We start from the raw sequence: 26213 nt of genomic DNA on the forward strand, positions 1-26213 counted from the left end.
GCCGCGTCCGCTCTCCGATCGAAGGTCACCCGACAGTCTCTCAGGGGAGTTCCGGCAGGTCCTCCGGGTAGAGCAGGGTGAGGTCGTCCGTGCTCGGTTCGGCGAGCTGGGCGACCCGGCCGGCATGCCGCTCGACCATCGACTCGAAGGTCTGGCGGGCGGTCCGGCCATTGCCGAACGCCGGGCCCTTGGGCAGCTCGGTGAAATACTTCAGCAGCGCCTCCCCGGTGCCCTCGGCGAGGCTGTACTCGTGCTCCTCGGCCTGCTGTTCGACGATCCGCAGCAGTTCGGCGGGCTCGTAGTCGCTGAAGGTGATGGTCCGTGAGAAACGGGACGCCACACCGGGGTTGACGGTGAGGAACCGCTCCATCTCGTGGGTGTAGCCGGCGACGATCACGACCACCGCGTCCCGGTGGTCCTCCATCAGCTTCACGAGCGTGTCGATCGCCTCCCGGCCGAAGTCCCGGCCGGAGTCCTCGGGCGACAGCGCGTACGCCTCGTCGACGAACAGCACCCCGCCGCGCGCCCGCTCGAACGCCTCCTGGGTACGGATGGCGGTCGAGCCGATGTGCTCGCCGACCAGATCGACCCGGGACACCTCGACGAGATGCCCCCGCTCCAGCACCCCGAGCGAGGCCAGGATCTCGCCGTAGAGGCGGGCCACGGTCGTCTTGCCGGTGCCGGGGGAGCCGGTGAAGACGAGATGGCGTCGCACCGACGCGGCCTTCAGCCCCGCCTCCAAGCGGCGGCGGCCCACCTCGATCATGTCGGTGAGGGCACGTACCTCGCGCTTGACGCTGTCCAGGCCGACCAGCGCGTCCAGTTCACCGAGAACGGCGCCCGAGGTACGTACCGGCTCGGCGGGTGCCTCGACGGCGGCGGGCACGGCCGGGCGCTGCGCGGGCACCGCACCGAGCAGCCCGGGGGCCGACTGGGCCGCCGTCAGCACCGTGGGCGGCGGGGGAGTGGCGGTGCGCAGTGCGCTCTCGTCGCTGGTGCAGTCCTCGACGACCGGGCCCGTCCCCTGCCCGTCACCGTGCGAGCCGCCCTCGGCGAACTCGTAGCCGCCGCGCGCGCACCGCTCGGTACGGCACCGGGTCAGCGTCGTACGGCAGCCGTCCATGACATGGAAGCCGTATCCGTCACTGCCGGTGACCCGGCAGCTGTCGAAGGTGCCACGTCCTTCGGCGGAGACGTAGAAACCGGCCTCGGCGGGCGAAGTGACCGTGCAGCGCTCGATGGTCGGGTCGGCGCCCTTGGTGACGATGACCCCGGTCTGTGCCGTGTCGATGGTGCAGTTGTTCAGCGTGCCGCCGCTGCCGTGGTCGCGGAACCAGGCGCCGGTGGACGCCTCCCGGATCCGGCAGTCGTCGAGTTGTGCGGTCGCCCCGTCGCTCACCGACACCGCCGTGTTGCGGACCTGGGTGAGATCGCTGTCGACGACATCGGCGCGCGAGCCCCGGTCGAGGACGAAGATCGCGTCCGGCACGTCATGGACCCGGCAGGAGTCCAGTATCACGGTCGCGCCGTCGCTCACCCAGACCGCCGGGTAGTCGCCCGTACTGTCGTGGATCTCGCACTGGTTGGCGTCGACCCGGGTGCCCGGGTCCCACACGGACAGGCCGTTGCGCCCGAAGCGGCGGACCGTGGAACGGGTCAGGGTGAGGACCGAACGGGAGCGCAGATCCACCGCGTTCTCCGGGATGTCATGGATGTCGCAGTCGGCGAGCGTCAGCACCGCGTCCGTGTCGAGCGTGACCCCGTCCGCCGAAGTGCGGTGCACCGTGCAGTCGGTGAGGTGCGCGGAGGCGCGGGCGGTGACCTGAATGCCGCTGCCCTTGATCTCGTACACCTCGCAGCCGATGGCCTCCAGCCCGCTGCCCTCACCGGTGATGCTCAGTCCGGCGCCCGAGGAGTGATGGATCCGGCAGCGTTCCAGCCGCGGATGCGCACCGTCGCGCACCGAGACCCCGGACTGCCCGGCCGACACGATCTCGCACTCCTCGAACACCCCGCCCGCACCGTCCAGCACGGCAATGCCGACCCCGGCCGGATTGTCGACCGTGCAGCGGCGCACGTTCGGCCGGGCCGCACCGCGCACCTCTATCCCGGCGGCCGACCGCGTCACGATCCGCAGATCCGCCAGCTCCGGGGCGCCGTCCTCGACGAGCAGTGCGGGGGCCGCCGAGTCCTGGCCCTCCACATGCAGATCCTGGACGACGGCGGAGGCACGCACCGTCAGCGGTACGCCGTCGACCGGCGCGATCCGCACGGAGCCGACGGAGCCCTCCGGACCGCGCAGGGTCACCGCGCGGTGCAGGACGAGATTCTCCCGGTAGGTGCCCGGCGCGACGGTGAGGACATCACCGTCCGCCGCGGCCTCGAGGGCTGCGGTGAGGGAGGCGTATTCGCCAGTGCGGCGCCGCCACCGCGATGTGCCGGTGTGCGTCACCTGGACCGTGCCCTGTGCCATGGCGCTGTTGTGCCCCCACCTCGTGCGTGTCCGATGCCCGTGCGGCCGGCCTTGCGGCAGGGGTCGTCACGGGTCCGTCCGCCGAAGAGGTGAGCGGACCGGTCCACCGTAGCGCGCGTGGAGGGCGGGAGTTGACGGGATCCCAGCTCATCAGCTGCCGGTGCCGGTCCTGCCCCAGTCCGGACCGGCCTCGGCCCACGCCCGGTCGAGCCGCGCATACCGCCGTTGCACCATGCGCCATACGATCAGGCGCCGCCCGCCCTCGATCAGTGCGACGCCCAGCAGCATCACCCCGAATCCGGCCAGTGCCGCATGGGTGTGGGCCGTGGGGGCATCCATCGGGCGCAGCGCCGGGCGGCCGTCCGGATCGGTCCAGATGCGCACCCTGGCGCCGGGATCGGTGGTCTTCGAAAAGGTCGTGACCCTTCCGCTGCGGGCGGTGCCGTCCGGGGCCTTCCAGCGCGCCACCACCGACGTCTGCGTCGTGCGCTCCGAGGAGATCTCGGGGTCGGAGACCAGACGCGGCGGCCCCGACGCCACGCGCACCACAACCGCCGTCGTGGCACGCCGCTGCGCCTGCTGGATCCGTACCGACTCCTGCAGGACGTCGTCCATGAGCGAACCGCACAGCCACCCGAGCGCAGGCGCCGCCACCGTCATCAACAGCAGCGCCACCAGAGCCACCCACGCCTCGCGCCGGTCAGTGGCGCGGCGCAGGGGATTGTGCCGCCAACGCCATACTCCCGATACCGCTCGCACAGTCCTGCACCCCCTTCCGCATCCGTCATATCCTGATACGGCACAGCCCGCGCGCCGAGCAGACGAAGAGAGAGCCACCTCACCCCGTCCAACGCGCGGGCCGGTCCCGCGAGTTCCCCTCCCGGCCGGGCCGTCAGCCGAGAATCCGAACCGGGTCCCCGACCCGGATCACTCCGGTCCCGTCCGGAATCAGATACTGGCCGAACAGCAGGTCCTGCCCGACACGGCGGTGGCGCGCGAGCGTACGCAGCGGCTCCTTGCCGCGCTCCGCCGTGCCCTGGTCGGTGGTGGTGATGACACAGCGGTCACAGGGTTTGACCACGCGGAACGGGACATCGCCGATGGCGATCCTGTCCCAGCCGTCCTCCGCCCACGGCGCCGTGCCGTCCACGACGACATTCGGCCGGAAACGGTTCATCGGCAGCGGCCCCTCGTCTGCGTGGTCGCCCTGCGCGATGAGTGAGTTCAAGGCGTCCAGCGAGGCGCTGGAAGCCAGGAGCAGCGGGTAACCGTCGGCGAATCCGACGGTCTCTCCGGGGCGCGCGTACGCGGGATCGATGAGACGGCGGGTCCCGGGCGCGTCGAGATGGACGAGCCGGACCTCCGTGCCCAGGCGCTCGCTGAACCAGGTGTGGGCGGCGGCCGCAGCCTCCACCACCTCGATGGTGGACCGGTGCAGCGCCACGGGGACCGTGCGTCCGGGCTCGGGCACCTCGACGGCCAGCGGCGCGCTCCCCGGCGCGGACAGACCGATGCCGCCCCCGGGCAGCGGCACGGCGGAGACCAGCGCCATGCGCGGCTGCTGCCGTTGTGTGACGGCCCGGCCCGTGGTGTCGACCAGCATCCACCGGCGGTCGCCGTCGAGTCCCCATGGCTCGACGGCGGCCTCGCCGGGCTCGCATCCGGCCAGCGACTTGACCGGATGGATGTGTACGGCGCGCAGTACGGGAGGACGCATGTCTCCATCCTGCCAGTCCCCCCGGGCCCGTCCTTCGGATCGGGCCCGGGGCGGACCGCGGCCGTGTGCAGCGGGTTCCGCGGCGGCTCAGTACCCCCGGCTCTGGTACGGGCGGTTGTACAGGTCCTCGTACGGAGAGGGCGCGGGGACGGGCCGCGGCGACGCCGGGCGCATCGACTCGTACCCCGTGCCCGGCGCCGGGCGCTGCTGCTGGGGCTGAGGCGTCTGGTAGCCGCCCCGCATGCCGGTCGGCTGCTGCGGGATGTACGGCGCGGGAGCGTGCTGCAGATGAGCCGGCTGCATCGGCGCGTAGTTCTGCTGCGATGCGGCCATCTGCTGTGGGTAGCCGTACGACGGGTTCGGCTGGGAAGGCGCCGCGGGAAGCGCCGGCAGCGCCGACGGGAGCGCCGGCAGGTAGCTGTTTCCGGTGTCGTACACGGCCGGCACTCGGATCGGGGCAATCTGGGGCGTACCCCGCTCCGCGACCAGGGAGTCGTAGATCGGAGTGTCGGGGAACGACGGTGCGGCGTAGTAGCCGCCGCCGTAGGTGGAGCGGGGGGAGGTCATGGCACCTAAGTTAAGCCCACGATGTGCTGGTTGGGGAGGCCTAATCTTAGGGTCATCTGTTTTACGCCGGTTTTGTCCGCCTGACCTGCGAAAACATCGTTAAAGCCTCCGTTAACAGCGGGCGCATTCCCGATGGAGGGCCCCATGGCTGACGAGAAGTGGCGGAGGGGCTACAAAGGGCGACATTCGCGTGGCACTTGCCGGGCTCGGCGGGGTCGCCGGCCACCGGTTTCGGGGGAACACCCAACCCGCTGCGCCGCCTCACCCTCATCCCCGGCCTCGGCACCAAGAAGGCCGTCCGACTCACGGTCAAGGACGTACGCACCTTCCTCCTGGCAGTAGCAGGGCCAGGTCACCGTCCCGCCGCCCCGCGGCCCGGCCCGCCGCGCAAGGACGCCCCGCAGGGCGAGCAACTCGCGCACCGGCGCCGCCAGTCCTCCCGCCCGGATCTGCGTCCAGGACGTCATCGGCGAGACGAAGAAGTGGAGGCCCCTCCAGCGTTACACCGGCCGCCGCGAGACCTACCCCGAGACCCACGCCGCGATCGCCTCCCTGGTCTTGACCGGGCCGCCCTGCGGCCTACCCGGCACCGGACGAGCACCGAACTCGTCCTCGTCCGCGACACCGTCTGCTGATCACGCACGAGCCGAGCTGCCAGGCCAGCACGCCCCCACCTCAATCGCCGACCACGTTAGTCCTGTGCCGGCCACTCGCGGGCCCGCAGAGGCATCCGGGAGGCCGACCGGCCCCCGGTGCGCACGGCGAGCACCTGGTTGACGCCTAGCCGGTTGTGGTCGAAGCCGAGCGCCGTGGCCGCCATGTACAGCAGCCAGACCCGGGCCCGCCCGGGCGAGGTCAGCCGGACTGCCTCCTCCCAGTGCTCCTCCAGCCGCGCCACCCAGGCCCGCAGGGTGAGCGCGTAGTGCTCGCGCAGTGCCTCCACGTCGCGGACCTCGAAGCCGGCCCGCTCCAGCTCGCCGACGGTGGTGCCGACCGGGGACAGCTCCCCGTCGGGGAAGACGTAGGCGTCTATGAACTCGTCGACCCGGTACGCCTCCTCGTCCGGCCAGGGGCGCCGGGCGCTCTGCTGGTCCAGCAGCCTTCCGCCCGGCTTCAGCAGGTCGTACAGGGTGTGGGCGTAGGTGCGGTAGCGCTCGGCGCCGACGTGCTCGGCCATCTCGATGGAGGAGATGGCGTCGTACGGGCCGTCCTGGACGTCCCGCCACTTGTCCCTGAACCCGCCCGCCCCTCCCGTGGGGAGTCGGGAGGGGCGGCGAAGCCATGCCAGATCGGGGAGTGCATGGCCAGGGTGCGTGCCTTCGCGGCAGGGTTTCACGAGGCCCGCTCGGAGAAACAATGCCACCGACTTCCCTGGCGCGGTACCCACGCATGCACGAACGGTCAGCGCATGTGCCTATAGGTACATCGGTCCGGCCCGAACCCGAATTACTTCGGCACCCGTCGGCGCCCACCAAGTCGTTCAGTAACTGCCCGGCCAGCCCCATGAGATGCATGCTCTCATCGAGAGCGATCTGCTCCTCCTCGGGGACGTCCAGCACCAAAGCTGCCGCGTTCACCGGCAATTGGAGCAACGTGGAGGTCTTCAGCGCGGCTACCGACTTCCAGAATTCGATACGCGATTCCGGGGACGCAGTCGCCAGACTCCGCTTGACTTCGGCGAGGCGCGTGGACATGTCGAGCGCCTGACCGGTGAATCCGTTGCGTACCGCGCCCACGGCATAGCTGACCACTTTGGGATCGGATATGTGGTGCAGCCCGGTCATCATCATCCAGCGGGTGATGGCGGCGAGGTAGCGGTCGGGTCGCTTGTCGCAGCGGGTGGCAATGCCGCGCCATTGCTAGAGGCGCTGGAAGCAGCGTCCGCCGACGTTGCGCCGACGGTAGGTGGCCTTCTCGAAGCCGTCGGGCTCGATGATCGTGTCGCGGGGTGACCCGAGAGCGTGCCTCCGTGAGGGGGCCGACGATCCATTCGCGGCGCGTCGCGGCGACGCCCACGGTGCCCCATTCCTGCTCAAATTGGATCGCCATGCGTTCGGGGTCGAGGAATCCGCGCGAGGTCCGTCGCTTGACCGTGTCGTTTGCGAGGGCCCGGATCTCGATGCGCCGGCCCGCCGGAATAGATCCGACGGGCCCGGCAAACGGATGGCGAACGCGCCCTGCCCGAAGGGGCCGTCGGTCTGGGCTGCGGTGTTGGCGGCCATCGGTCCGTGCAGGTATGCCGTGCCTGCGGCGGCGGTCACGACCTGGCCGGGCCGGCCCGTGAGGCCGTCGAGGATCTGCGGGTGCAGCAGCCCGAACGCCCGGTCACCGTCGCGGCTGCACTGCTCGAGTGGACCGACGAGTCCGGGCTGCGCCAGGTGTTGTGCCACCTGTTGGGCAACGTACGCGTGCACACGCCCGCCGAGATGCCGGCGGAGACGAAGCCCACGGATCATGACCGCGCGGTGAGGCGGACCGGCAGCCGGGCGGGGCCGTTGGTCGACAGCGATCCCACCCGCTCGATGTCCCCCAGTGGCTCCGCGGGGGTGACGATGAACCGCTCGTACAGGGCGGGCAGCGCGACCCTCGCCTCCAGGCGGGCCAAGGGCGCGCCCAGGCAGTGGTGCGGACCGTGGCTGAAGGCGCGGTGCTGGTGGGCGTTGCGCCGGTCCGGGAGGAACGTGTCCGGGTCGGCGAAGACGTCGTCGTCGCGGCCGATCGCCGCGATGTGGAGGAGCACGGGTTCACCGGCCCGGATGGTGACGCCTTCCACGTCGACATCCCGCTCGGCGTACAGGAACATGGTCGTGGCGGCGGGGGGATCGAAGCGGAGCGACTCCTCCACCACGCCGTGCCACGGGTCCTGGCCGGAGGCTCCGTCGAGGACGCGCGCCAGTTGCTCGGGGTGTTCGGCCAGGCGCTGGACCGCGTTGCAGATCAGGTCCTGAGTGGTCTCGTGACCGGCCAGGAGCATGAGGAACAGCGTTCCGGCCAGTTCCTCCTCCGACATGTGACCGGCGTCGAACTCCGTGATGAGGGCCGAGGTGAGGTCGGTACCGGGCTGCTTGCGCTTGGCGGCGATCAGCTGGGCCATGCTGCCGAAGATGCTGGCCTCCGCAGCCAGCCGCTCATCGGGCGGGGTCGCGCCGCTCAGCAACAGGTGGCTGTCCACGGCGAGTTGATCTCGCGCCTCCAGGTCGTCGAGGCCGTACAGCTCGCAGATCACGGTCACCGGCAGCTGGAAGGCGAAGGTGCTGCGCAGGTCCACGACCGATCCCGGCTCGGCCGCCGCGAGCGCGTCGAGCTGCTCGTCGACGATCTCCTCGATACGCGGGCGCAGCGCCTCGACCCGGCGCGTGGTGAACGCGGTCTGGATCGGCTTGCGCAGCCGGGTGTGGTCGGCGCCGTCCATGATGAGCATCGTCGGTGTGGTGATGAGCTGCAGCAGGGGCCAGGTGGCCGGTACGAGGCTGTCCTGGTAGGCGCGCCAGTGTCGGGGGTTCTTGCGCATGTCGGGGTGGGTCAGCAACTGGTCGGCGACCCGCCGCCGGGTCACCGCCCACGCCGTCACGCGGTCCGGGAGTTCCACAGGAACGAGCGTGCCTATCCCCTGGAGCGCCTTTCCCTCCGCCGCGAAGTCCCGGCCGAGGGGATCGAGGCGGTAGAGGGGGCGGCCGAGGTCCAGTTCGTGGGGCGCGGGGATGTCGTCGGTGAGCCGGGAATCGATGTCGGTCACGGGATGCCTCTGCTGCGATCGGGGACTGGGGCACGGCGGGACGCGCGCTGCGTCGCAGTGTCCCGCTGAGCCGGGCCGGGGCGGCGCCGAAAGTCCCGACTCAGCACGGGTGACTGGATTCTTGTTGCCCGAAGGGGAAAGAACTAATGATCTGGTTCGGAGACGCGTGAGCAGTAGCGGCAGATCTGGTCGGCGGTCTTGGTCCATGTGAAGGGCCTGGCCTCGTCGTTCCAGACCTTGATCCACTCTTCGAGTGCGGCCTTGAGGTCGTCGGGGGAGCAGAACACTCCGCGTTCGAGGCAACGCCGTTCCAGCTCGGCGAATCGCCGCTCGACCTGGTTGGTCCACGACGAGTGGGTCGGGGTGAAGTGGAGCTGGAAGCGGGGTGCGCGAGCACGCCGGACCAACTCACAACCAGATCACTAGGGTGGCCTCGCCACCGGCCTCGCCGGCTGTTCGTCGACCGCGGCTACGACTACGACAAGTACCGCCGCCTCCTGCGGGCCCGCGGCATCACCCCGAAGACCGCCCCCGCAAGGGCATTGCCCATGGCTCTCGCCTGGGCAAGAGCCGCTGGATCGTCGAGCGGGCCTTCGCCTGGCTCCACCAGTTCAAGCGGCTCCGGATCCGCTAGGAGATACGCGCCCACCTCCACCTCGGCCTACTCCAACTCGCCCGCATCATCATCTGCTTGAGACGCCTCCGAACCTCACTCCGAAGTGATCAGTTGGGCCGGTCCCACTCGATCGGGGCGAGGGAAAGGCCTTCATCCGGAGCTTTTCCAGCACGGACAATCTGCCCTCGGCGTGGATCCTCTGCGTTGTGATGCGGTCTGGGTAGCAGCGGGTGAACATCGAGGTGAAGTGGCTGCCGTAATGGAGGGATTCTGCGTCGTCCGTGCTGCCGAGCGGACGGACCACTGCCTGGAAGTTCGGCTCGTGGAAGTACGCGAAGGCGTACCGTTCCTTGTCGGCGAGCTTCACTTTGTGCGGTGTCGAGAGCAGTTCCCCACCGGTGATGAACTGGAACATGTCGCCGGGGAACACAGTGAAGGTGTGCGGTACGGGTTTGACGTACGTCCACTTGTCGTCGTCCTCGTATGCGCCCGCGGCGCTCTCTTCGGCCAGCCAATTGCGATTGCGGCTCTCTCGTGGGATAGGAGGCCGGATGTGCAGGGCCTGTCCGACCTCGTCCTGGGCGGCGATGACCAGCAGACCGTAGTCGGTGTGGGCGCCGATGCCGCGTTCGCTGGTGGTCGATGCGGCAGGGAAGCGCAGGACCCGCAAGTAGTGCCATCCGTCGTCGGTCAGACGGGTGAACGCGTCGATGTCCTGGCCGAGTCCAAGCGCAGTGAGTCGGAGGATCCGGTGTCCGACGTCACCGGACTGATCCATGGGGGCGTTGATGGCGTTTTGGTACTGCTGATCGGGCCAGGGCGCGGGGCCGTGGCATGGCCAGCCTTCGCCGACCCGGGCGTCATCGAGGGGGACATGCTTCGTGCCCGCCTGCTGGTTCGGCGCGCGCATGGTCAGGCGCGGAGAGACCGATGTCCCAGCTGCGAACGGCTCAAGTGAGTTTTCTCGAGGACCGTTCGAGGTCGTGGGAGGCGCCAAGCCCAAGCCAATACAGGGGCGGTGGTGAGGACAGACGGGTATGCGATGGGTTGGGCCTGCGAGCACATTGCCACAACCGGCAGTGGGCGAAGATCCCTTTTCGGAGCCGGTCGGGACCTTGTCCCGACGAGCTGTCGCGTGATCGACCGGGCAAGCCCTAAAGGGTCTCGCTCGCCGAGTCGATGAGGCGGCGACGTGCCGTCTTCACGGCGGGCGCCAGCGCGGCCGCGGCGCCGACCGCGGTTGCTGTGACGACCAGGGTCACCAGGACGAGCGGTGAGGGCACGTGAGCGATACCCGAGCCAATGCCGCTGGAGCGGCCCTCCTCGTCGACGAGCCACTGTCCGAGCGCCGCTCCGACCCCGGTGCCCAGGAGGGCGGAGACCAGGGTCCTGAGGGCCGCTGCCGTCACTATCACAGCGCCGATCTGGCGGGGGGTGAGGCCGATGGCCTTCATCGCCAGGAGGTCGCGTACCCGGGCGCGTACTCCGGTACTGATCAGCGTGAGCAGTTCGACGAGGGCGATGAAGGCCAGGACGGCGATGAGCGCCGCGATGACTCCGCGTGGGGTGTCCAGCCGGTCCGCGGGGGTGGGGGTCTCGCGAATCTCCAGAGCGTCGTTGGTCGCCTCGGAGACGGCGGCCGCCACCTCCCTGGGGTCGGCTCCCGGTCGTAGGACGAGCGCGTGGAAGCGTGCCCGCATCGCCGGGGCGCTGTTCCTGAGGCTGTCGAGCGAGGTGGAGATCACCCGGCCGCCCTGGTCGGGTTCGACGCTGCGGCCCACGATGTGCAGGATTTGCGGGCGCCCCTCGACCGTCATCCGGACCCACTCCCCAACCCGTACGCCCAGCAGGTCCAGCAGCCCCTGCCCGGCGACCGCCTCGTCCGGGCCGGTCGGTGCACGACCTTCGACGACGGTGTGGGGGTACGGTCGTGCCTGGCTGCCCATGCCACGCAGAGTGATCGTCCCGGTCTGACCGGGAACCAGCGCGACGAACTCCACGCAGGGGAAGGCGTCTTCGACGCCGGGGACCGAGGCAAGGGCGCGCTCAAGCGCCGGGTCGTCGGCCGGGCCCGGCTTGTCGGCGCGTACGGTCAGGGCGGCGGCGCGGCCCATCTGGGCGGGGTCGCTGCGGAACTGGTCGAGTGTCGACCAGGCGACGAGGGCCACGGTCATCAGGGCGACGGGGAGAGCGAGCCTGGTGATCGACAACAGGCTGCGTCCGCGGCCGGAGAACGCGGAGCGCCAGCCGAGAACCAGGGCCGGCGACAGGCGCAGTCCGATGGCGCGGCGGCCGAGGAGGGTGAGCGGGGCAGCGGTGAGGAGCGCCGACCTGGCGGCGGGGACGGGCGGTACGCGACCGGCCCGCCAGGCGGCGAGCCCGGTGGCGGTACCGATGAGAAGGACCGCGGTGCCAGGCAGCCCGACCACGATCGCCCGGTGTCCGGGCATCTCCGGCCACAGGACCACCGCCTCTCCGATCCTGCCCGGTATCCACCGGCCGAGCGTCAGGGTCGCCACCGTGCCGAGCCCGGCACCCAGGACCGCGAAGCCCAGGTGCTGGACGAGGAACCCCCGTATCACCTGGCCGGGAGTGAAGCCGATGGCCTTCAGCACCGCGATGTCCTTGAGCTGGCCCCGCACGCGTGCCCTGACCGCCCCGGAGATGGCAACCGCCGCCGCGAAGAGGGCAGCCAGGCCGAAGGCGGCGAATATCTGTCCGAGCAGCCGGTCGTCGCCTCCCACGTCGGCCTTGGCCTCCTGCCAGTTCGTCACCTGGTCGACCCGGTCGGCGCCCAGCAGCGTCACGGCTCGCTGGACGACGTAGTCGGTGTCGTCCGGGTCCTTGAGCCGTAGCCCGACGCTCTGTCCCGCACCGGTCGGGGCCATTCGTTCCAGTGCCCCGGGCAGCACCCAGGCGACGCCTGCTCCCTGACCGGCCCGGTAGAGGGGTTCGGCGCTCTCCGCGATGCCCGTGATCCGCAGGGACAACGGTGCGCCGTCCTCGCCGGTGACCGTCACCGTCTCGCCGGGGTCGGCCCACAGGGCACGCGCGAGTGTGCTCTCCAGAACAATCTCGTCCGGGCGGCCGTCGGTGGTCGCCGAGTTCAGCCAGCGTCCCTCGGTGACGAGGGGGCGGGCCACCGTCGGCGGCTGTGGGCCCGTGCCCCGTAGGACGACCCTCGCCCGTGCGCCGGCCACCTCGACGGTGGCGTCGGCCGTCCGGAAGGGACCGGATATCGCGGCGACTTCGTCCAGCGAGGTAAGCGCGGCCGCGTCGAGGTCACCTCGGGTGTGAAGCCAGATGTGCGCGCCCTGGGACTGGTTGAACACACGCTGCCAGGGGTTGACGGCGTAGCTGAGGAGCGCTCCGGACAGCAGCAGCGAGGCGATCACGCCGGCGCTGGCGAGCACGGCGAACAGGGCCTCGCCCCGATGGGCGCGCAGGTCGGAGTGAGCCCACCGCAGAATGGCCCGCACGACGCATCGCCTCAGTCTCTCAGTTTGAGCACGCCGGACACCCCCGGGCGTGCCGTGCCGCCGTTGCCAAGGGTCGCGTCGTCGGCGACCTGTCCGTCGAAGAAGCTGATGACCCGGTCGGCGGCACTGGCCATGCGGGCGTCGTGGGTGACCATGAGGATGCTCTGGCCCCGCCGGTGGAAGCGGGAGAGCAACCGTACGACGTCGCGGGTCCCCTTGCCGTCGAGGCTCCCCGCAGGCTCGTCGGCGAGCAGCAGCGCCGGGCTGTTGACCAGGGCTCGGGCGAGCGCGACCCGCTGCTGTTCGCCCCCGGAAAGCTCTCCCGGCATCGATCGGTCCCTGCCTTCCAGCCCCAGTTCTTCGAGGAGTTCCGCTCTGCTTTCCCTCGCCGACCGGGGCGAGACCCCGGCGAGGAGGGCCGGCAGTTCGATGTTGTCAGCGACGGTGAGGTTGGAGACCAGATTGAAGAACTGGAAGACGATGCCGATGTGGCGTCGGCGCAGCATCGCCCAGCGGGCTTCCGAGTATCCGTCGACCCGCTCTCCGCCCAGCCACAGGCGCCCGCTGTCCGGCCGTTCGAGACCGCCGACGAGGTGGAGCAGGGTGGACTTTCCCGCTCCGGACGGGCCGGTGACGGCGACGAACTCACCCGGCCGCACGGTCAGGTCCACACCCCGTACCGCCTGGACAGGGGCGCTGTCGCCGTGGTGGGTCTTCGTCAGACCCTCGGCATGCACGATCGTCTCCTGTGGGGGCGGTGCGACGGGACCTTCGGTCATTCCAGCTCCTCCTGACAACGCTCCAGCCAGTCGAGGTCGGCCTGCAGGTGCAGCATGGCACCCTCGATCAGGAGTTGGGCGATCTTGTTGTCACGGTCCTCCGAAGCGGCGAGCTTGGAGAGGGTGCGCATGGTGTTCAGGTGTTGGCGCCGCTGCCTGTTGATCAAGGCGATCGGGTCGGCGAGTCCCGACACTGGGGCCAGCGCGAGTTTCATGAAGAACCCGTCGCGTACCCTCGGCTCGTCGGCGGTTTCCTCGAACCACGCGGAGACGGCGTCCCGCCCCGCTTCCGTCAACCGGTACGTCCGCTTGTTGGGGCGACCGGTCTGTTCGACATCCTCACCCTCGATCAGACCGCTCTTCTCCAGCCGCCCGAGGGTCACGTAGACCTGGCCGATGTTCGGCTGAGGGTATGCGGAGCCGAGCAGTTGTTCAAGGCCCTGCTTGAGCTCGTAACCGTGGGCAGGGCCCCGGGTGAGGAGTGCCAGCAGCTGCTGCCGCACACGCTCCCCCTTCTGTGTCGTTCGTTCCGGAACCCGATGCCGGACCTGAGACCGGTGGACCAGGTGACGGCCGTGTCATCTGGCGGTCCAGTATCGCCGATTCCCCGGGCTCGACATATGCCACGATGGTCCACGTCGCGTCCGGGACCACGTCCAGGAGGAACCTATGCGGTGGATACGGGCCGTGAGGAGGGGGATTCTCGCAGCGGCGATCGTGCTGGCCGGGAATTCCGGCGTCGCGCAGAGTCCCGGTGAGCTGCCGGCCGGGGACCGAGGCCCGCTGACGTTCGTCACGGCGGGAGATCTCACCCACTACCTCGCACCGCTGGTCGACGACTGGAACCGCGACCATCGGGCCGAGCGGGTCACGCTCGTCGAACTGCCGGACTCGGCGGACGAGAGCCGGGCACAGATGCTCAGCGAACTTCGTTCCGGCAGCAGCCGGTTCGACGTGCTCAACATCGACGTGGCCTGGACCTCGGAGTTCGCGGCTGCAGGTCTGATCACCCCCCTGAACCGCGGACGATTCGAGCTGGACGCCTTTCTGCGCCCCGTGGTCGACACGGCCACCTTCGAAGGGCGGCTGTACGCCGTCCCGTACGTGACCAACGCCGGGTTGCTGTACTACCGCAAGGACGTGCTGGACGCGGCCGGCGAGAAGCCGCCGCGGACCTGGGCCGAGCTGGCTCGCCAGGCGCGCACCCTCGCCCCGCGGCACGGTCTGGAGGGGTACGCGGGGCAATTCCTGCCCTACGAAGGGCTGACCGTGAACGTCACCGAGGCGATCCAGTCCGCGGGCGGGACCGTCCTCCGTGACGAGGGCGCGCGGGTCGGAGTCGACTCGGACTCGGCGCGAGCTGGCCTCGCGTTCCTCGCGGACGGGCTGCGCGAGGGCTGGATACCCACCGAGGCCCTGCGGTACAAGGAGGAGGAGTCCCGTGCCGCCTTCGAAGAAGGCCGCCTCCTCTTCCTGCGGAACTGGCCGTACGTCTACGCGGACGCCAACGGCCCGGGATCGAAGGTCGCAGGACGCTTCGGAGTTGTTCCTCTGCCCGGTCTCGACGGGCCGGGCACGAGCGTGTTGGGCGGATCGAACCTTGCCGTGTCCGCCCGCTCGAAGAACGCCGCCACGGCCGCCGACTTCATCGCGTACCTGACGAGCGAGCGGGTGCAGCGGCAGGTACTGACGCGAGGCGCTCTACCGCCGGTGAGAGCCTCGCTCTACGACGACCCGTCCCTCGTCGCCTCCCATCCCTATCTTCCGATCCTCCGGCAGAGCGTGCTGGCGGCCGCGCCCCGCCCCAAGAGCGCGCGGTACGAGCAGGTGAGCCTCGCCGTCCAGGCCGTCAGCCAGGATGTGCTGGCGCTGCGCGAGACCCCTGAGGAAGCCGTGCGGCGATTGACTCGCGAGCTGAGCGCCATCTCGGGCGGCTCTTGACACTCCCGCGCTCCTCCCTGCCTTCCCCACTCTACTTGCTTGTTAGGTAGTGGTCTTTCCCTTTTGCTCGTACAGTCTGCCCAATCAGGCATCTGCACAAGCGAGTTCTGCAGCATCGTTGACATCTCGCCTTCATGAGTACTTAACATGAATGCACATCAGAGGCTCCCGTTCGGGCGCTCTCGCATTCACTTCAGACAGGTCGACGCGAGATGCTCAGCACTCTTGCGGCCCACGCCGGCCGCCCTCCCCACACCCGCTCCGCCACCCCCTGGTGGCGGGACGCGGTGATCTATCAGGTCTACGTCCGCAGCTTCCTCGACAGCACGGGGGACGGAGTCGGAGATCTCGCCGGCGTGCGCGCCGGACTTCCGTATCTGAGGAAGCTCGGTGTCGACGGCGTCTGGCTGAGCCCGTTCTACCCCTCGCCCCAGCACGATCACGGGTACGACGTCGCGGACTACCAGAACGTCGACCCCGTGTACGGCGACCTCGCCGAGTTCGAACGCGTGGTGACCCAGGCCCATCGGCTCGGACTCAAGTTGCTGATCGACATCGTTCCCAACCACTGTTCGAGCGAGCACCGGTGGTTCCGGAAGGCCCTGGCCGGCGGCCCGGGGAGCCGTGCCCGGTCACGGTTCCACTTCGCCCCGGGCCGCGGCCCGAACGGGGAGGAGCCCCCGAACAACTGGCACGCCATGTTCGGCGGTTCCGCCTGGAGCCGCGTCACGGAACCGGATGGCTCCCCCGGCGAGTGGTATCTCCACCTGTTCACGCCGGAACAGCCGGACCTCAACTGGCGCGACCCCCGAGTGGGCGAGCACTTCGAGCAGGTGCTGCGCTTCTGGTTGGACCGCGGCGTGGACGGCTTCCGCATCGATGTGGCCGCCGGCTTGTTCAAGCATCCCGATCTCCCGGATTCGGACGACCCGACGGCGGACGAGCGCACGCGTGACTCGGTCAACCCTCTGGCCTGGAACCAGCCCGAGGTCCATGACGTGTGGCGCCGCTGGCGGGCCGTGTGCGAGGAGTACACAGCACGCGACGGCATCGAGAGGTTGCTTGTCGGCGAGGTGTCGGTGCCAAGAGCGCGAGAACACGCGCTGTACGTACGGCCGGACGAGCTGCACCAGGCATTCTTCTTCGACCTGCTCAGTGCCCCCTGGGATGCCGCCGCCTTCCGCGCCGTCATCGACGAGGCCCTGCGTGACATCGCGGGTACGGGTTCGACGGTCACCTGGGTCCTCAACAACCACGACCAGGTCCGCACCGTCACCCGGTACGCGGGCGGCCCCGGCGCCGAGCAAGTGGGCTCCGCGCGGGCCCGAGCGGCGGCGCTCTTTATGCTGGCGCTCCCGGGCGCTGCCTACGTCTACCAGGGTGAGGAACTCGGTCTGCCCGAGGTGCTGGACCTGCCCGACGACGTGCTGACGGACCCCATCTTCCACCGTACGGGAAGTCGCGCGCGGATCCGGGACGGCTGTCGCGTCCCCCTTCCTTGGTCGGGCCAGGCGTCCCCCTTCGGGTTCAGTGACGGCACGGCCGGTGTGCGCACCTGGCTACCGCAGCCGGAGTGGTTCGCCGAATACGCCACCGATCGCGCCCTCGCCGACACCCGCTCGTTCTGGCACCTCTACCGCGAGGGACTCCAGCTGCGGCGCAGCCTGCCCCAGCTGGGCGAAGGGACCCTGCGCTGGCTGGACGCGCCACCTCAGGTCCTCGCCATGGCGCGTGGTGACGGGTTGGTCTGCGCTGTGAACTTCGGTTCCGAAACCGTCCCCGCTCCGGTGCCCGGTTCGCCGCTGTTGTCCAGCGGCCCCTGCCCGGCGGGCGAACTCCCCGGAGCGACCGCCGCCTGGTGGTCCACCGACACCCCCACCTCCTGACCTGCCCCGCCCCGTTCCCAAAGGAAGGATGGACCGTCATGCGACGATCCGCCACGATAGCCCTCCGTACCACCGGCACCGTCTCCACAGTGCTGGCTCTGGCGCTCACCGTCACCGCCTGCGGCGGAGACGCCGAACCCGCCGGCAGCGGCGAACTCAGCGGCAAGACGGTCACGGTCGCCGGAGTCTGGACCGGCAGTGAGCAGAAGAACTTCAAGAAGGTGCTCGACGTCTTCAGCAAGAAGACCGGCGCCAAGACCGTCTTCGTGCCCTCGGGCGACAACGTCTCCACCTTCGTCGGCAGCAAGATCGAGGGCGGCAACGCCCCCGACGTGGTGCTCGTCCCGCAGGTCGGCGTGCTCCAGCAGTTCGCCAAGGCGGGCTGGCTCCAGCCACTGTCCGGGAAGACCACAGAGACCGCCACCGCAGGCCTGGCCCCCGTCTGGAAGAACTACGGAACGGTCGACGGGACCTACTACGGGCTCTACTTCAAGGCAGCCCACAAATCCACTGTCTGGTACGCCCCCGAGGCACTGTCCCAGGCCGGGGTGAACGAGCCGAAGAGCTGGGACGAGCTCCTCACGGCGGGACGGATGCTCGCCGACTCCGGACGACCCGCCTTCGCGGTCGCCGGCGAGGACGGCTGGACGCTCACCGACTGGTTCGAGAACATCTACCTCTCCCAGGCCGGACCGGAGAAGTACGACCAGCTCGCCCAGCACAAGATCAAGTGGACGGACGAGAGCGTCGTCGCGGCGCTCACGACACTCGCCGAGGTCTTCAAGGACAAGCAACTCGTGGCCGGCGGAGCCCAGGAGGCCCTGCAGACCGACTTCCCCGGCTCCGTGGAGAAGGTCTTCGGTCCGGAGCCCAAGGCCGGCATGGTCTACGAAGGCGACTTCGTCGGCGGCGTCGCCAAGGACGAGTTCGGCAAGAAGCCCGGCGAGGACGCCAAGTTCTTCCCGTTCCCTGCGGTCGGCGCGGGGACCCCACCCGTGGTCAGCGGCGGGGACGCGGCGGTGGTCCTGAAGGACGCCAAGAACGGCGAGGCCGGCATGAAGCTTCTGGAGTTCCTCGCCACGCCGGAAGCGGGCGAGGTGTGGGCCGGGGCCGGCGGCTTCCTCTCCCCGAACAAGAACGTCAAGCCCGAGGCCTATGGCGACGACACCACGCGCGCGACCGCCGAGTCGCTCGTCGCCGCCGGCGACTCGGTGCGCTTCGACATGTCCGACCAGGCCCCCGCGGCCTTCGGCGGCACCAAGGGCGCCGGCGAGTGGAAGCTGCTCCAGGACTTCCTGCGCGATCCGTCGAACCCGAGGGCGACCGCGGTGGCTCTGGAAGCCGCGGCGGCCAAGACGTACGGGAACTGAGGCCGCCCCCGTCATGTCCCACACTCCGAAGGCACGCGCCGCGGCGGACCCGCGGCGCCGTGCGCTGCGCAGAAGACGCCTCCTCGGCATGCTCTTCGTCCTTCCGGCCCTCCTGCTCCTCGGGGCGCTGGTCGTCTATCCAGTCGTGTTCTCCGTCGGGCGCAGCCTCTTCGACGCGAGCGGCGACCGTTTCGTCGGCGCCGCCAACTACATGGAGATGTTCCAGGACCCGGCCACGCTGAAGGCCGTCCGCAACAGCGCCATCTGGGTCGTCGTTGCGCCTGTGCTTCTCACGGGGCTCGGGCTCGTCCTCGCCGTCCTGACCGAGAAGGTGCGTTGGGCTACCGCGTTCAAGCTCGTCCTGTTCCTCCCCATGGCCGTGTCGTTCCTCGCCGCGGGCATCATCTTCCGCCTCGCCTACGAACAGAACCCTGACCGGGGCGTGCTCAACGCGGCGATCGTCGGTGTCCACGACGCGATCGACGAACCGTCCCCCTACCCGACGGCACGGGCTCGTGAGGGCAAGGGTCTGAGCGGCAGTCCCGGCGAGGGCTACACGACCGTCGAGGTCCGCCCCGGGGGCGACATCGTCCTGCCCTTCGTCGGCGTCGCGCCCGAGGCCGTGCCCCATCGGGCAGCGCCCGCGTGGACGCCGGAGCCGTCGGCGGGGAGCCTGTCAGGCGCCGTGTATCTGGACTTCACGCCAGGAGCCGGTGGCCGGCAGGGCCAGATCGACCCGAAGGAGAACGGCCTTCCCGGCGTGACGGTCGAGGTACTGCGAGGAGGCACGGTCGTGGCATCCACGAGAACGGGTGACAACGGCTCGTTCCGCTTCGATGACCTCGGCGACGACGCCTATACGCTGCGGGTTCCTGCGTCCAACTTCGCCGCCGGCTACACGGGGGTCGACTGGCTCGGTCCGGCTCTGGTCACACCGGCGATCATCGGCGCCTACCTGTGGGTCTGGACCGGATTCTCCATGGTCCTGATCGGGGCGGGGCTCGCGGCCATCCCGCGCGACGCCCTGGAGGCGGCCCGCGTGGACGGCGCGACCGAGGGCCAGATCTTCCGCAAGATCACGGTTCCGCTACTCGCCCCCGTGCTCACCGTCGTCTTCGTGACGCTCGTCATCAACGTCATGAAGGTGTTCGACCTCGTCTACATCATCGCCCCCGGCCCTGTGCAGGAGGAGGCCAACGTGCTGGCCACGCGCATGTGGCTGGTCTCCTTCGGTGGGGGCAACGACCAGGGGCTGGGTAGCGCGCTCAGCGTCCTGCTGCTCCTCCTCGTCGTACCGGCGATGATCTTCAACATCCGGCGCTTCCGGAAGGGCGGAGCATGAGCAGCCACACCGGACGGACCCGATGGCTGGGCAACTCCGTGGTCCAGGTGTTCCTGGTCCTCGTCGCCCTCGTATGGGTCACACCGCTTGCCGGGCTCTTCCTCTCCTCGCTGCGCTCGGAGCAGGACAACGCCTCGAACGGCTGGTGGACGTCGCTGATCGACCCCGCCCAACTGTCGGTCGACAACTACCGCGCGCTCTTCGAGGAATCCGGTCTTGTCTCGGCCTTCTGGAACACGGTCCTGATATCGGTGCCGACGACGGTGCTCGTCGTCGGCATTGCGGCGCTCGCGGGATACGCCTTCGCCTGGCTGAGCTTCCCCGCACGGGACGCCGTGTTCCTCGTGGTCGTCGGCCTGCTTGTGGTGCCGGTGCAGATCGGCCTGCTTCCGGTGGCCAAACTCTTCGGCGCAGTCGGGCTCTTCGGCACCGTTGCGGGCGTGATCATCTTCCACGTGGCGTACGGCCTGCCCTTCGCCGTCTTCCTGTTGCGGAACTACTTCGCGGAGATCCCGAAGGAGATGCTGGAGGCAGCGCGTCTGGACGGCGGCAGCGAGTGGCGGATCTTCCTGCGGCTGATCCTGCCGCTGGGCCGGCCCGCCATCGCGAGCCTCGCGATATTCCAGTTCCTCTGGGTGTGGAACGACATGCTCGTGGCACTGCTGTTCGCCGACAGCGAGTCGCAGCCGCTGACCGTGGCGCTCCAGTCCCAGATGAGGCAGTTCGGCAGCAACATCGGCGTCCTGGCGCCGGGTGCCTTCCTGTCGCTCGTCGTACCGCTCGTGGTGTTCTTTGCCTTCCAGAAGCACTTCGTCCAGGGGGTGATGGCCGGCTCAGTGAAGTAGCCGCGCAGACTGCTGTGCTCCGGGGCGTGTACCGGCGCCGAGACGGTCTCTGTGTGCGGTCGAGTCGTGTTCCTGCCCGGTGCCGCTGAGAATCTCCGTAGCGACACCGGGTGATGGAAGAAACCCAATGCCGCTTTGAGGTTGAGGTGTTGGTGCTCGGCGGTCGTGCTTCTTGCGCGGCGCCCATCGCGTCGACCTTCGTCACCGGTAACCCGTCGCAATCACGCGATGGGCCAACCACCCCAGCGGCTGCGGCGAACGCGGACATCGAGCGTGGACCATTCGGAGATCAAGGGGCACGGCCGGCAGAGACGGACACCTTGATGGCGCTCGCCCACGACGCAGGGGTCGACTCGGCCGGCCCAGTTCGCTCAAGTCACCGCCGAGCCGATCCGGAGACAGGCGTCGGAGACACACATGCACCCACGCGCGACTTCCCGGACAACGTCTGGCACATGGCCGGCATGCGCGGCACCGGCAGCGACACGGCCATCGCGGACGAGGTGTACGTGCCGGACTCCCACACGATCTCGCTCACCGCCATGGCGAACGCCGCCTATCGGCAACGCCATCCCGACGAGCCGCGGATCACCTTCCACCTCTCCATCAACCTGCCCCTGGTGGCGACGGCCGTCGGGATCGCCGCGGCAGCCCTGGAGAAGGTGCTGAGCGCCGCGGCCCGGGGAAAGCGCGCGGTCTCCCCCCTGCACCGCCTGGTCGCCGAGGCCCCGCCCATCAGCTCAACGTTGCGGACGCCGCGACGCTGATCGACACCGCACGCCTGCACCTGCGCCGCGCCGCCGACGAGGTGGACACGCACGCCCACGCGGGCCGCCGTCCCGCGCTCACCGAGCGGGCCCGGCTGCGCATGGACGCCGCCCACGCCATGCGCTGTGCCCGGAACGCCGTGAGCCCGCTGCTGAACACCGCGGGCGCGGGCAGCTTCGCGGACGGCTCGGACCTGCAACGGGCCTGGCGCGACATCGAGACGGCCTCCCGGCACGCCGCCCTCAGCGTCCAGACCAGCAAGGAGATCTACGGCCGGGCGCTCCGCGGTGCCCCGCTGCCGCCGAGCCCGGTCATCTGAGAGGGGCCGACGATGACGACAGTCGACTCCCGGGTGGCCCTGGTCACCGGCGCGGGACGCGGCATCGGCGCCGCGATCGCCACCCGACTGCACGGGCTGGGACACCGGGTGGCCCTGCTGGACCGGGACGGTGACGCCGTGACCGAGCTGTCCGGCACGCTCGACCCCGACGCGGGCACTGCGCTGCCGCTCCGGGTGGACGTGGACGACACGGACGCGGTCCGGGCCGCGCTGCGCGAGGTCTCCGGCATCTGGCACGCACCCGACGTCCTGGCAAGGTGTTCGCCCGCGAGCTGGCGGCGCACGGCGTGACCGTTAACGCGATCGCCCCGGCCGACGTCCATACCCCCGCGGTGACACAACTCGGCGCGTCGGCGGTGTCCGAGGCGGCGCGGAGTATCCCCGTGGGCCGCATGGGCAGGCCGTCGGAGGTGGCCGCGCTCGTGGCTTATCTGGTGAGCGAGGAAAGCGGATACGTCACCGGCACCACGTTCGACATCAACGGCGGCACCCACATGCGCTGACCGCCCATTACCTTCTCGGTGGCCCCGCGATGGGGCGCCCGGCCTCCAGAGTTGGCATGACTTTCTCTCCCCGTCGAATGCATGACCTGCGCGCGATGTCACCGTTGGGGTGGGCCAGTCGGCTCAGAGGGGGGCTCACCCCGGCCTTCGCCGGTCGCCCGCGCACGTCCGGGCAGCAAGCACCACCCGATCATCGACCGGCATGGCACACCCCTTGCCATCTCGCTGACCAGCGGAAACCTGCACGACGTCACCCAGCTGATGCCGCTGCTCGACGCGATACCCCGCATCCGCGGCGCTCAGGGCGGCCTCACCATCGGCCTCGCCGGCTGTTCGCCGACCGCGGCTACGACTACGACACGCCGACCTCCACCTCGGGCTCCAACTCGTCGCCAGCATCATCTGCTTGAGACACCTCCGAACCTCACTCCGAAGTGACCAGTCAGGCCGGCCGGGTCTCCTCGTGGTAGCCCAGGTCGGAGAGCTTCTGGTACAGGGAGGCTCGGGAGGTGATGCCGAGCTTGGGGAAGAGGTTGTACAGGTGGGTGCTCACGGTGCGCGGGGAGAGGTAGAGCCGGCGGCCGATCTCCTTGTTGGACAGGCCTGTTGCCGCCAGCCGGCCGATCTGCAGCTCCTGCCGGGTGAGGTCGGCCGGATTGCCGGCTGGACCCGCGGGTACTGGCAGCAGCGGGGCCACCCCCGCACGCTCGTGCTCCCGCTGCGGTCGGCGGATGACGGCCCGGACCGCAGCGGTGCGCACCTCGGCCTGCAGGACGCCGCTGCCACCGCCGCCGGGGGTGCGGCGCTTGCGGTCGAAGGCCAGGCGTAGGCGGGCGAATTCGAAGGGGTGCCGCTCCCGCTCAGGGGAGCCCACCGATGCCTCGAGGAGAGACTCCGCCTGCTGCGGCGGGGCGAGCAGGGCACGCGCGCCCGCGACCAGGACGAGGTGCCGGCCCGAGCGGTGGGGGAGTCCCGCGGCCTGGGCCGCCGCCAGGTGCATGTGCCCCTCGTGGGCCCTGCCGGTCAGTACGGCCGATTCCACCAGGGTCAGGAACACCCAGGGGTGCAGGGGGGACAGGGCAGCGCTGTCCGCCGCCGCCCCGGAGGCCCGCAGGGCATGGGTGTAGGCCTCGGCGTACGCGCCCTCGGACAGGGCGGCCCAGGCGCTCGCCTGATGAACCATCAGGGAAGTGAGCCCCGAAAGACCGCTTACCGCGGTCAACTCGCGGATCAGCGCGCGCGCCGTCCCCGCGTCACCGTGGGCCGCCGCGATCAGGGCCGACTGTGCCTTGGCACGCCGGGCCGTGAGCGCGAGTCCGTGCTCCTCGGCGAGCCGCAGCATGCGCGAGGTCGCCTCTTCGGCAGCGTCCCGGAGGCCGCCCAGGAGGAGGTCGAGCCCGAGGACGCCGAGTGCGTCGGCGCAGTCGATGACGGCACCGCCCTCGTCGCTCGCCTCGACCACCCGCCGCAGCCGGTCCTGGAGCGGGCCGAGTCCGTCCAGGGCGAGCGCGAGGTGGGCGAGCCGCAGCACCTCGGCGCTGCCGGCGTCCGGGGGGAGGTCCTTGACGGCCGCGTTCAGCCGCGCCGGGGTCCGCGGGCCCCCGTCGGTGAGCGGCGCGGACAGCTCCTTGACGAGACGGGCCCAGGAGGGCCCCGTACTCAGCCTGGAGGCGATCGCGTGCCACTGCTCCGCGTCGCCCGAGACCATGGCGAGGGAGAAGAGCCGGGTGAGCAGCTCGTCGCGCCAGGCGCCCCGGGGGCCGGAGTCGGCGCCCGGCGCGTCCCCGCACGAGTCGAAGGCGCCCAGGAGCAGGTGAAAGGAGGCCCGGCTGTCACCGTCCCGCTCGGCCAGCAGTTGCGCCTGCGCGAGGGCGAAGGCTGGGCCCTCCGGCCGGGCCGCCCCCGCCGAGGCCTGACCCAGCAGCTCCGCCGCGAGCGCGAGCCGCCCCGCGCGCCCGGCACTGTGGGCGGCGAGCGCCAGCAGTTCGGCGCGTTCGGGGGAGCTTCCGCACAGGTCGGCCGCCCGGCTGCGCGCCGTGAGGGCCAGGTGTTCGAAGCCGTGCCGGGCTGCGCGGGCCGCACCGGCCGCCAGCGCGCCCGCCGCGGCGGGATCGAGCCCTACGGCCGATGCCACCAAGTGCCGTACCTGCTCATCCGGTTCATCGTCGAGTACGGATGCCAGAGCCCGGTGCGCGGCCCGCAGCCGGTCGGGCGCCGCCGCTGCAACCACCGCGGCACGCAGCAGGGGTTCGGTGAACACGAGCCGCCCCCGCTCCCCGGCGACCCGCAGGACGCCGGCGTTCTCGGCGGTCACCAGCGCCTCGCCCGCGGCCTCCCAGCCGTGGCGGTAGGCGGCCCACACCGTGCGCGTGCTGCCGTGCGCCTCCAGGGCAGCCAGCAGGAGCAGCTCCCGTACCTCCTCGGGGAGGGCCTCCACCGGGGGCCCGTACACGCTGCGGAGGGGCTCGCTGAGGGGCAGGAGGGCGGGCAGCGGCTCGCGCCCCGCCAACTGCGCCTCGGACAGGACCCCGGGCAGTTCGGCCAGCGCCAGCGGGCTGCCGTCGGCGGCCTCGATGATCCTGCGCCGTGTCTCGGGGGCGAGCGCGGGGTGCCGCGCGTCGAGCAGCGCCGCCGCGTCGGTCCCAGGCAGCGGGCCCACGGGGCACGCGGCGGTCCGCGCGTCGTCGAGGAAGGGGCGGGCGCTGTCCGCCGTGGCGGCGACGAGCGAGATCCGCGTGCTGGTCAGCCGGCGGGCGAGGAAGCCGAACACCGCGCGGCTCTCGGGGTCGAACCAGTGGATGTCGTCGAGTACCAGCAGTACGGGCCGCTCCCGGGCCGAGTGCCGGAGCAGGGCGAGGACCGCCGTGGAGAGGCGGAAGACATCGGCGCAGGAGGTGTCGCCGGTTTCGAGGGCGGACCGGAGCATGGTGCGCTGCGCGCAGGGAAGCTCGTCCAGCTCGTCCTGGACGGACCAGAGGGCCTGGTGCAGTGCCGCGTACGGTAAGGACACCTCGGTTCGCACGCCCGCTGCCCGGAGCACCAGTGCCCCTGTGGCCCGGGCCTCGGCCGCGCAGCCGTCGAGAAGAGCGGTCTTGCCCATGCCCGGCCGGCCGTGCAGCGTCAACACCTGGCCGGCGTCCTCGTGCGGCAGCCCGTGTACGAGGGCGTCCAGCCGGGCCGTCTCCTTCTCTCTGCCGACCAGTTGCCGGGGGGTCCTCGCCTCAGCGGACTCCATCGTGTTCGCCCCCTTGCCTCGTGTTCCTGTCGGTTCGTCGTTCAGCACAGCACGCGGCTCCGGGGATCCCCGCACCGGCGGCCCGAGTCCGTCCCCTTTGTGCAGGACGTGTGTCCACCCGGGCAGCGGGAGGGTTCGGAGGACCGATTTGATTAGCCAACACATATGCACGCATCTGGCCAGTTGGCTGGGATCACGCATGGTTCAGGTGGTTCCCCATGCCTAACGTGCATCTATGCAAGGCGGGGCACCGTCATCCTGGCCCAGGTGCGCGACACCGTGCCGGCGGGCAGGGTCGGTCGGGCGGAACTGCCGGGCAGCTGCATCCGCTCCCTCATCGACCGGATGCACACGGCGCAACAAGGCGCCCTCGCGCCGCGCGGGCCCTCGTCGGCCCCCAGCGCGTTCTCCTCGCGCGAGATCGACGTACCGCGGCTCCTCGCCGGCGGATGGGACATGGTCGAAGTGGCTAGCCGGCTCTACTACTCCGGGCGGACCATCAAGAGTGTGATCACCAGCATGATGAACCGGCTGGGCCTGCACAAGCGTTCGCACGCCGTGGCGTACGCGCTGCGCCGCAAGCTTCTGTGACGGTGCGTCAGCGCGCACAGCACGA

21 protein-coding genes and 5 pseudogenes are annotated in these 26213 nt (G+C 70.3%); 13 read left to right on the top strand and 13 right to left on the bottom strand.

Annotated elements, in window-relative coordinates:
- Nucleotides 1-40 precede the first annotated feature (40 nt).
- From OG972_RS36475 to OG972_RS49635, 6 genes and pseudogenes are all read right to left on the bottom strand, one after another.
- Complete coding sequence (locus OG972_RS36475) at nt 41-2473, bottom strand: right-handed parallel beta-helix repeat-containing protein (protein WP_266988787.1); 2433 nt, start codon at nt 2471-2473, stop codon at nt 41-43.
- A 150-nt stretch (nt 2474-2623) separates the two neighbouring features.
- Nucleotides 2624-3232 carry a hypothetical protein gene (locus OG972_RS36480; protein ID WP_266988789.1) on the bottom strand — a complete coding sequence of 203 codons (609 nt, stop codon included), beginning with the start codon at nt 3230-3232 and terminating at the stop codon, nt 2624-2626.
- A 133-nt stretch (nt 3233-3365) separates the two neighbouring features.
- A complete protein-coding gene (locus OG972_RS36485) occupies nt 3366-4190 on the bottom strand; it encodes an MOSC domain-containing protein (protein ID WP_266988791.1) in 825 nt (274 codons plus the stop codon).
- A gap of 87 nt (nt 4191-4277) precedes the next feature.
- Nucleotides 4278-4757, bottom strand: coding sequence for a DUF6643 family protein (locus OG972_RS36490; RefSeq protein ID WP_266988793.1), 480 nt, complete (start codon nt 4755-4757; stop codon nt 4278-4280).
- A gap of 691 nt (nt 4758-5448) precedes the next feature.
- Nucleotides 5449-5982: pseudogene (locus OG972_RS36495) on the bottom strand (class I SAM-dependent methyltransferase); the annotation flags it as partial.
- Nucleotides 5983-6238: 256 nt separating this feature from the next.
- Nucleotides 6239-6547, bottom strand: a pseudogene (locus OG972_RS49635) (hypothetical protein); the annotation flags it as partial.
- Nucleotides 6548-7018: 471 nt separating this feature from the next.
- On the opposite strand from OG972_RS49635, the pseudogene OG972_RS36505 reads away from it, so the two are divergent.
- Nucleotides 7019-7189, top strand: a pseudogene (locus OG972_RS36505) (sensor histidine kinase); the annotation flags it as partial.
- Nucleotides 7190-7209: 20 nt separating this feature from the next.
- Here OG972_RS36505 and OG972_RS36510 read toward each other — a convergent pair.
- Both OG972_RS36510 and OG972_RS36515 read right to left on the bottom strand, forming a co-directional pair.
- Nucleotides 7210-8493 carry a cytochrome P450 gene (locus OG972_RS36510; RefSeq protein WP_266988797.1) on the bottom strand — a complete coding sequence of 428 codons (1284 nt, stop codon included), beginning with the start codon at nt 8491-8493 and terminating at the stop codon, nt 7210-7212.
- 143 nt (nt 8494-8636) lie between these two features.
- On the bottom strand, nt 8637-8900 hold the full coding sequence (locus OG972_RS36515; protein ID WP_266988799.1) for a transposase: 264 nt from the start codon (nt 8898-8900) through the stop codon (nt 8637-8639).
- Between OG972_RS36515 and OG972_RS36520 the strand changes: the two are divergent.
- Nucleotides 8820-9202: pseudogene (locus tag OG972_RS36520) on the top strand (transposase); the annotation flags it as partial. The gene OG972_RS36515 and the pseudogene OG972_RS36520 sit on opposite strands and share 81 nt — an antisense overlap.
- Here the strand turns inward: OG972_RS36520 and OG972_RS36525 are convergent.
- From OG972_RS36525 to OG972_RS36540, 4 genes are all read right to left on the bottom strand, one after another.
- On the bottom strand, nt 9177-10019 hold the full coding sequence (locus OG972_RS36525) for a 2OG-Fe(II) oxygenase family protein (RefSeq protein WP_323135919.1): 843 nt from the start codon (nt 10017-10019) through the stop codon (nt 9177-9179). The pseudogene OG972_RS36520 and the gene OG972_RS36525 sit on opposite strands and share 26 nt — an antisense overlap.
- Before the next feature lie 244 nt (nt 10020-10263).
- Complete coding sequence (locus OG972_RS36530; protein WP_266988801.1) at nt 10264-12588, bottom strand: ABC transporter permease; 2325 nt, start codon at nt 12586-12588, stop codon at nt 10264-10266.
- Between the two features lie 11 nt (nt 12589-12599).
- A complete protein-coding gene (locus OG972_RS36535) occupies nt 12600-13367 on the bottom strand; it encodes an ABC transporter ATP-binding protein (RefSeq protein WP_266988803.1) in 768 nt (255 codons plus the stop codon).
- On the bottom strand, nt 13364-13870 hold the full coding sequence (locus OG972_RS36540; RefSeq protein ID WP_266988805.1) for a PadR family transcriptional regulator: 507 nt from the start codon (nt 13868-13870) through the stop codon (nt 13364-13366). Before OG972_RS36540 ends, OG972_RS36535 begins: the two co-directional genes overlap by 4 nt.
- 166 nt (nt 13871-14036) lie before the next feature.
- Between OG972_RS36540 and OG972_RS36545 the strand changes: the two genes are divergently transcribed.
- The 10 genes and pseudogenes from OG972_RS36545 to OG972_RS36590 all read left to right on the top strand — a co-directional run.
- Nucleotides 14037-15308 (top strand): ABC transporter substrate-binding protein, encoded by a 1272-nt coding sequence (locus tag OG972_RS36545; protein WP_266988807.1) that lies wholly within the window; start codon nt 14037-14039, stop codon nt 15306-15308.
- 212 nt (nt 15309-15520) lie between these two features.
- Nucleotides 15521-17194, top strand: coding sequence for a glycoside hydrolase family 13 protein (locus OG972_RS36550; protein ID WP_266988809.1), 1674 nt, complete (start codon nt 15521-15523; stop codon nt 17192-17194).
- Nucleotides 17195-17232: 38 nt separating this feature from the next.
- A complete protein-coding gene (locus OG972_RS36555) occupies nt 17233-18564 on the top strand; it encodes an ABC transporter substrate-binding protein (RefSeq protein ID WP_266988811.1) in 1332 nt (443 codons plus the stop codon).
- A gap of 13 nt (nt 18565-18577) precedes the next feature.
- Nucleotides 18578-19906 carry an ABC transporter permease subunit gene (locus tag OG972_RS36560; protein WP_266988813.1) on the top strand — a complete coding sequence of 443 codons (1329 nt, stop codon included), beginning with the start codon at nt 18578-18580 and terminating at the stop codon, nt 19904-19906.
- Nucleotides 19903-20751 carry a carbohydrate ABC transporter permease gene (locus tag OG972_RS36565; protein ID WP_266988815.1) on the top strand — a complete coding sequence of 283 codons (849 nt, stop codon included), beginning with the start codon at nt 19903-19905 and terminating at the stop codon, nt 20749-20751. The genes OG972_RS36560 and OG972_RS36565 overlap by 4 nt, the downstream gene beginning before the upstream one ends.
- Nucleotides 20752-21206: 455 nt before the next feature.
- Nucleotides 21207-21518 (top strand): hypothetical protein, encoded by a 312-nt coding sequence (locus tag OG972_RS36570; RefSeq protein ID WP_266988817.1) that lies wholly within the window; start codon nt 21207-21209, stop codon nt 21516-21518.
- Between the two features lie 20 nt (nt 21519-21538).
- Nucleotides 21539-21838 (top strand): hypothetical protein, encoded by a 300-nt coding sequence (locus OG972_RS36575; protein WP_266990949.1) that lies wholly within the window; start codon nt 21539-21541, stop codon nt 21836-21838.
- A 12-nt stretch (nt 21839-21850) separates the two neighbouring features.
- A complete protein-coding gene (locus OG972_RS36580) occupies nt 21851-22150 on the top strand; it encodes an SDR family NAD(P)-dependent oxidoreductase (RefSeq protein WP_266988819.1) in 300 nt (99 codons plus the stop codon).
- Nucleotides 22147-22362: an SDR family oxidoreductase gene (locus OG972_RS36585; RefSeq protein WP_266988821.1), complete on the top strand. Its 216-nt coding sequence runs from the start codon at nt 22147-22149 to the stop codon at nt 22360-22362. The genes OG972_RS36580 and OG972_RS36585 overlap by 4 nt, the downstream gene beginning before the upstream one ends.
- Nucleotides 22363-22506: 144 nt before the next feature.
- A pseudogene (locus OG972_RS36590) lies at nt 22507-22721 on the top strand (transposase); the annotation flags it as partial.
- A gap of 83 nt (nt 22722-22804) precedes the next feature.
- On the opposite strand, the gene OG972_RS36595 reads toward OG972_RS36590, so the two are convergent.
- Nucleotides 22805-25597 carry a LuxR family transcriptional regulator gene (locus OG972_RS36595; RefSeq protein WP_266988823.1) on the bottom strand — a complete coding sequence of 931 codons (2793 nt, stop codon included), beginning with the start codon at nt 25595-25597 and terminating at the stop codon, nt 22805-22807.
- Between the two features lie 267 nt (nt 25598-25864).
- Here OG972_RS36595 and OG972_RS36600 point away from each other — a divergent pair, with 267 nt between their 5' ends.
- Nucleotides 25865-26188: a response regulator transcription factor gene (locus OG972_RS36600; RefSeq protein WP_266988825.1), complete on the top strand. Its 324-nt coding sequence runs from the start codon at nt 25865-25867 to the stop codon at nt 26186-26188.
- Nucleotides 26189-26213 lie beyond the last annotated feature (25 nt).

Origin of the sequence: Streptomyces sp. NBC_01669, assembly GCF_026339735.1 — a bacterium.
GTDB lineage: Bacteria > Actinomycetota > Actinomycetes > Streptomycetales > Streptomycetaceae > Streptomyces > Streptomyces yanii.

Coding starts and splice junctions, on each gene's coding strand:
- OG972_RS36475 (WP_266988787.1), bottom strand. CDS start 2,473: ATGGCACAGGGCACGGTCCAGGTGACGCACACCGGCACATCGCGGTGG.
- OG972_RS36485 (WP_266988791.1), bottom strand. CDS start 4,190: ATGCGTCCTCCCGTACTGCGCGCCGTACACATCCATCCGGTCAAGTCG.
- OG972_RS36490 (WP_266988793.1), bottom strand. CDS start 4,757: ATGACCTCCCCCCGCTCCACCTACGGCGGCGGCTACTACGCCGCACCG.
- OG972_RS36525 (WP_323135919.1), bottom strand. CDS start 10,019: ATGCGCGCGCCGAACCAGCAGGCGGGCACGAAGCATGTCCCCCTCGAT.
- OG972_RS36535 (WP_266988803.1), bottom strand. CDS start 13,367: ATGACCGAAGGTCCCGTCGCACCGCCCCCACAGGAGACGATCGTGCAT.
- OG972_RS36545 (WP_266988807.1), top strand. CDS start 14,037: ATGCGGTGGATACGGGCCGTGAGGAGGGGGATTCTCGCAGCGGCGATC.
- OG972_RS36550 (WP_266988809.1), top strand. CDS start 15,521: ATGCTCAGCACTCTTGCGGCCCACGCCGGCCGCCCTCCCCACACCCGC.
- OG972_RS36555 (WP_266988811.1), top strand. CDS start 17,233: ATGCGACGATCCGCCACGATAGCCCTCCGTACCACCGGCACCGTCTCC.
- OG972_RS36560 (WP_266988813.1), top strand. CDS start 18,578: ATGTCCCACACTCCGAAGGCACGCGCCGCGGCGGACCCGCGGCGCCGT.
- OG972_RS36565 (WP_266988815.1), top strand. CDS start 19,903: ATGAGCAGCCACACCGGACGGACCCGATGGCTGGGCAACTCCGTGGTC.
- OG972_RS36570 (WP_266988817.1), top strand. CDS start 21,207: ATGGCCGGCATGCGCGGCACCGGCAGCGACACGGCCATCGCGGACGAG.
- OG972_RS36580 (WP_266988819.1), top strand. CDS start 21,851: ATGACGACAGTCGACTCCCGGGTGGCCCTGGTCACCGGCGCGGGACGC.
- OG972_RS36595 (WP_266988823.1), bottom strand. CDS start 25,597: ATGGAGTCCGCTGAGGCGAGGACCCCCCGGCAACTGGTCGGCAGAGAG.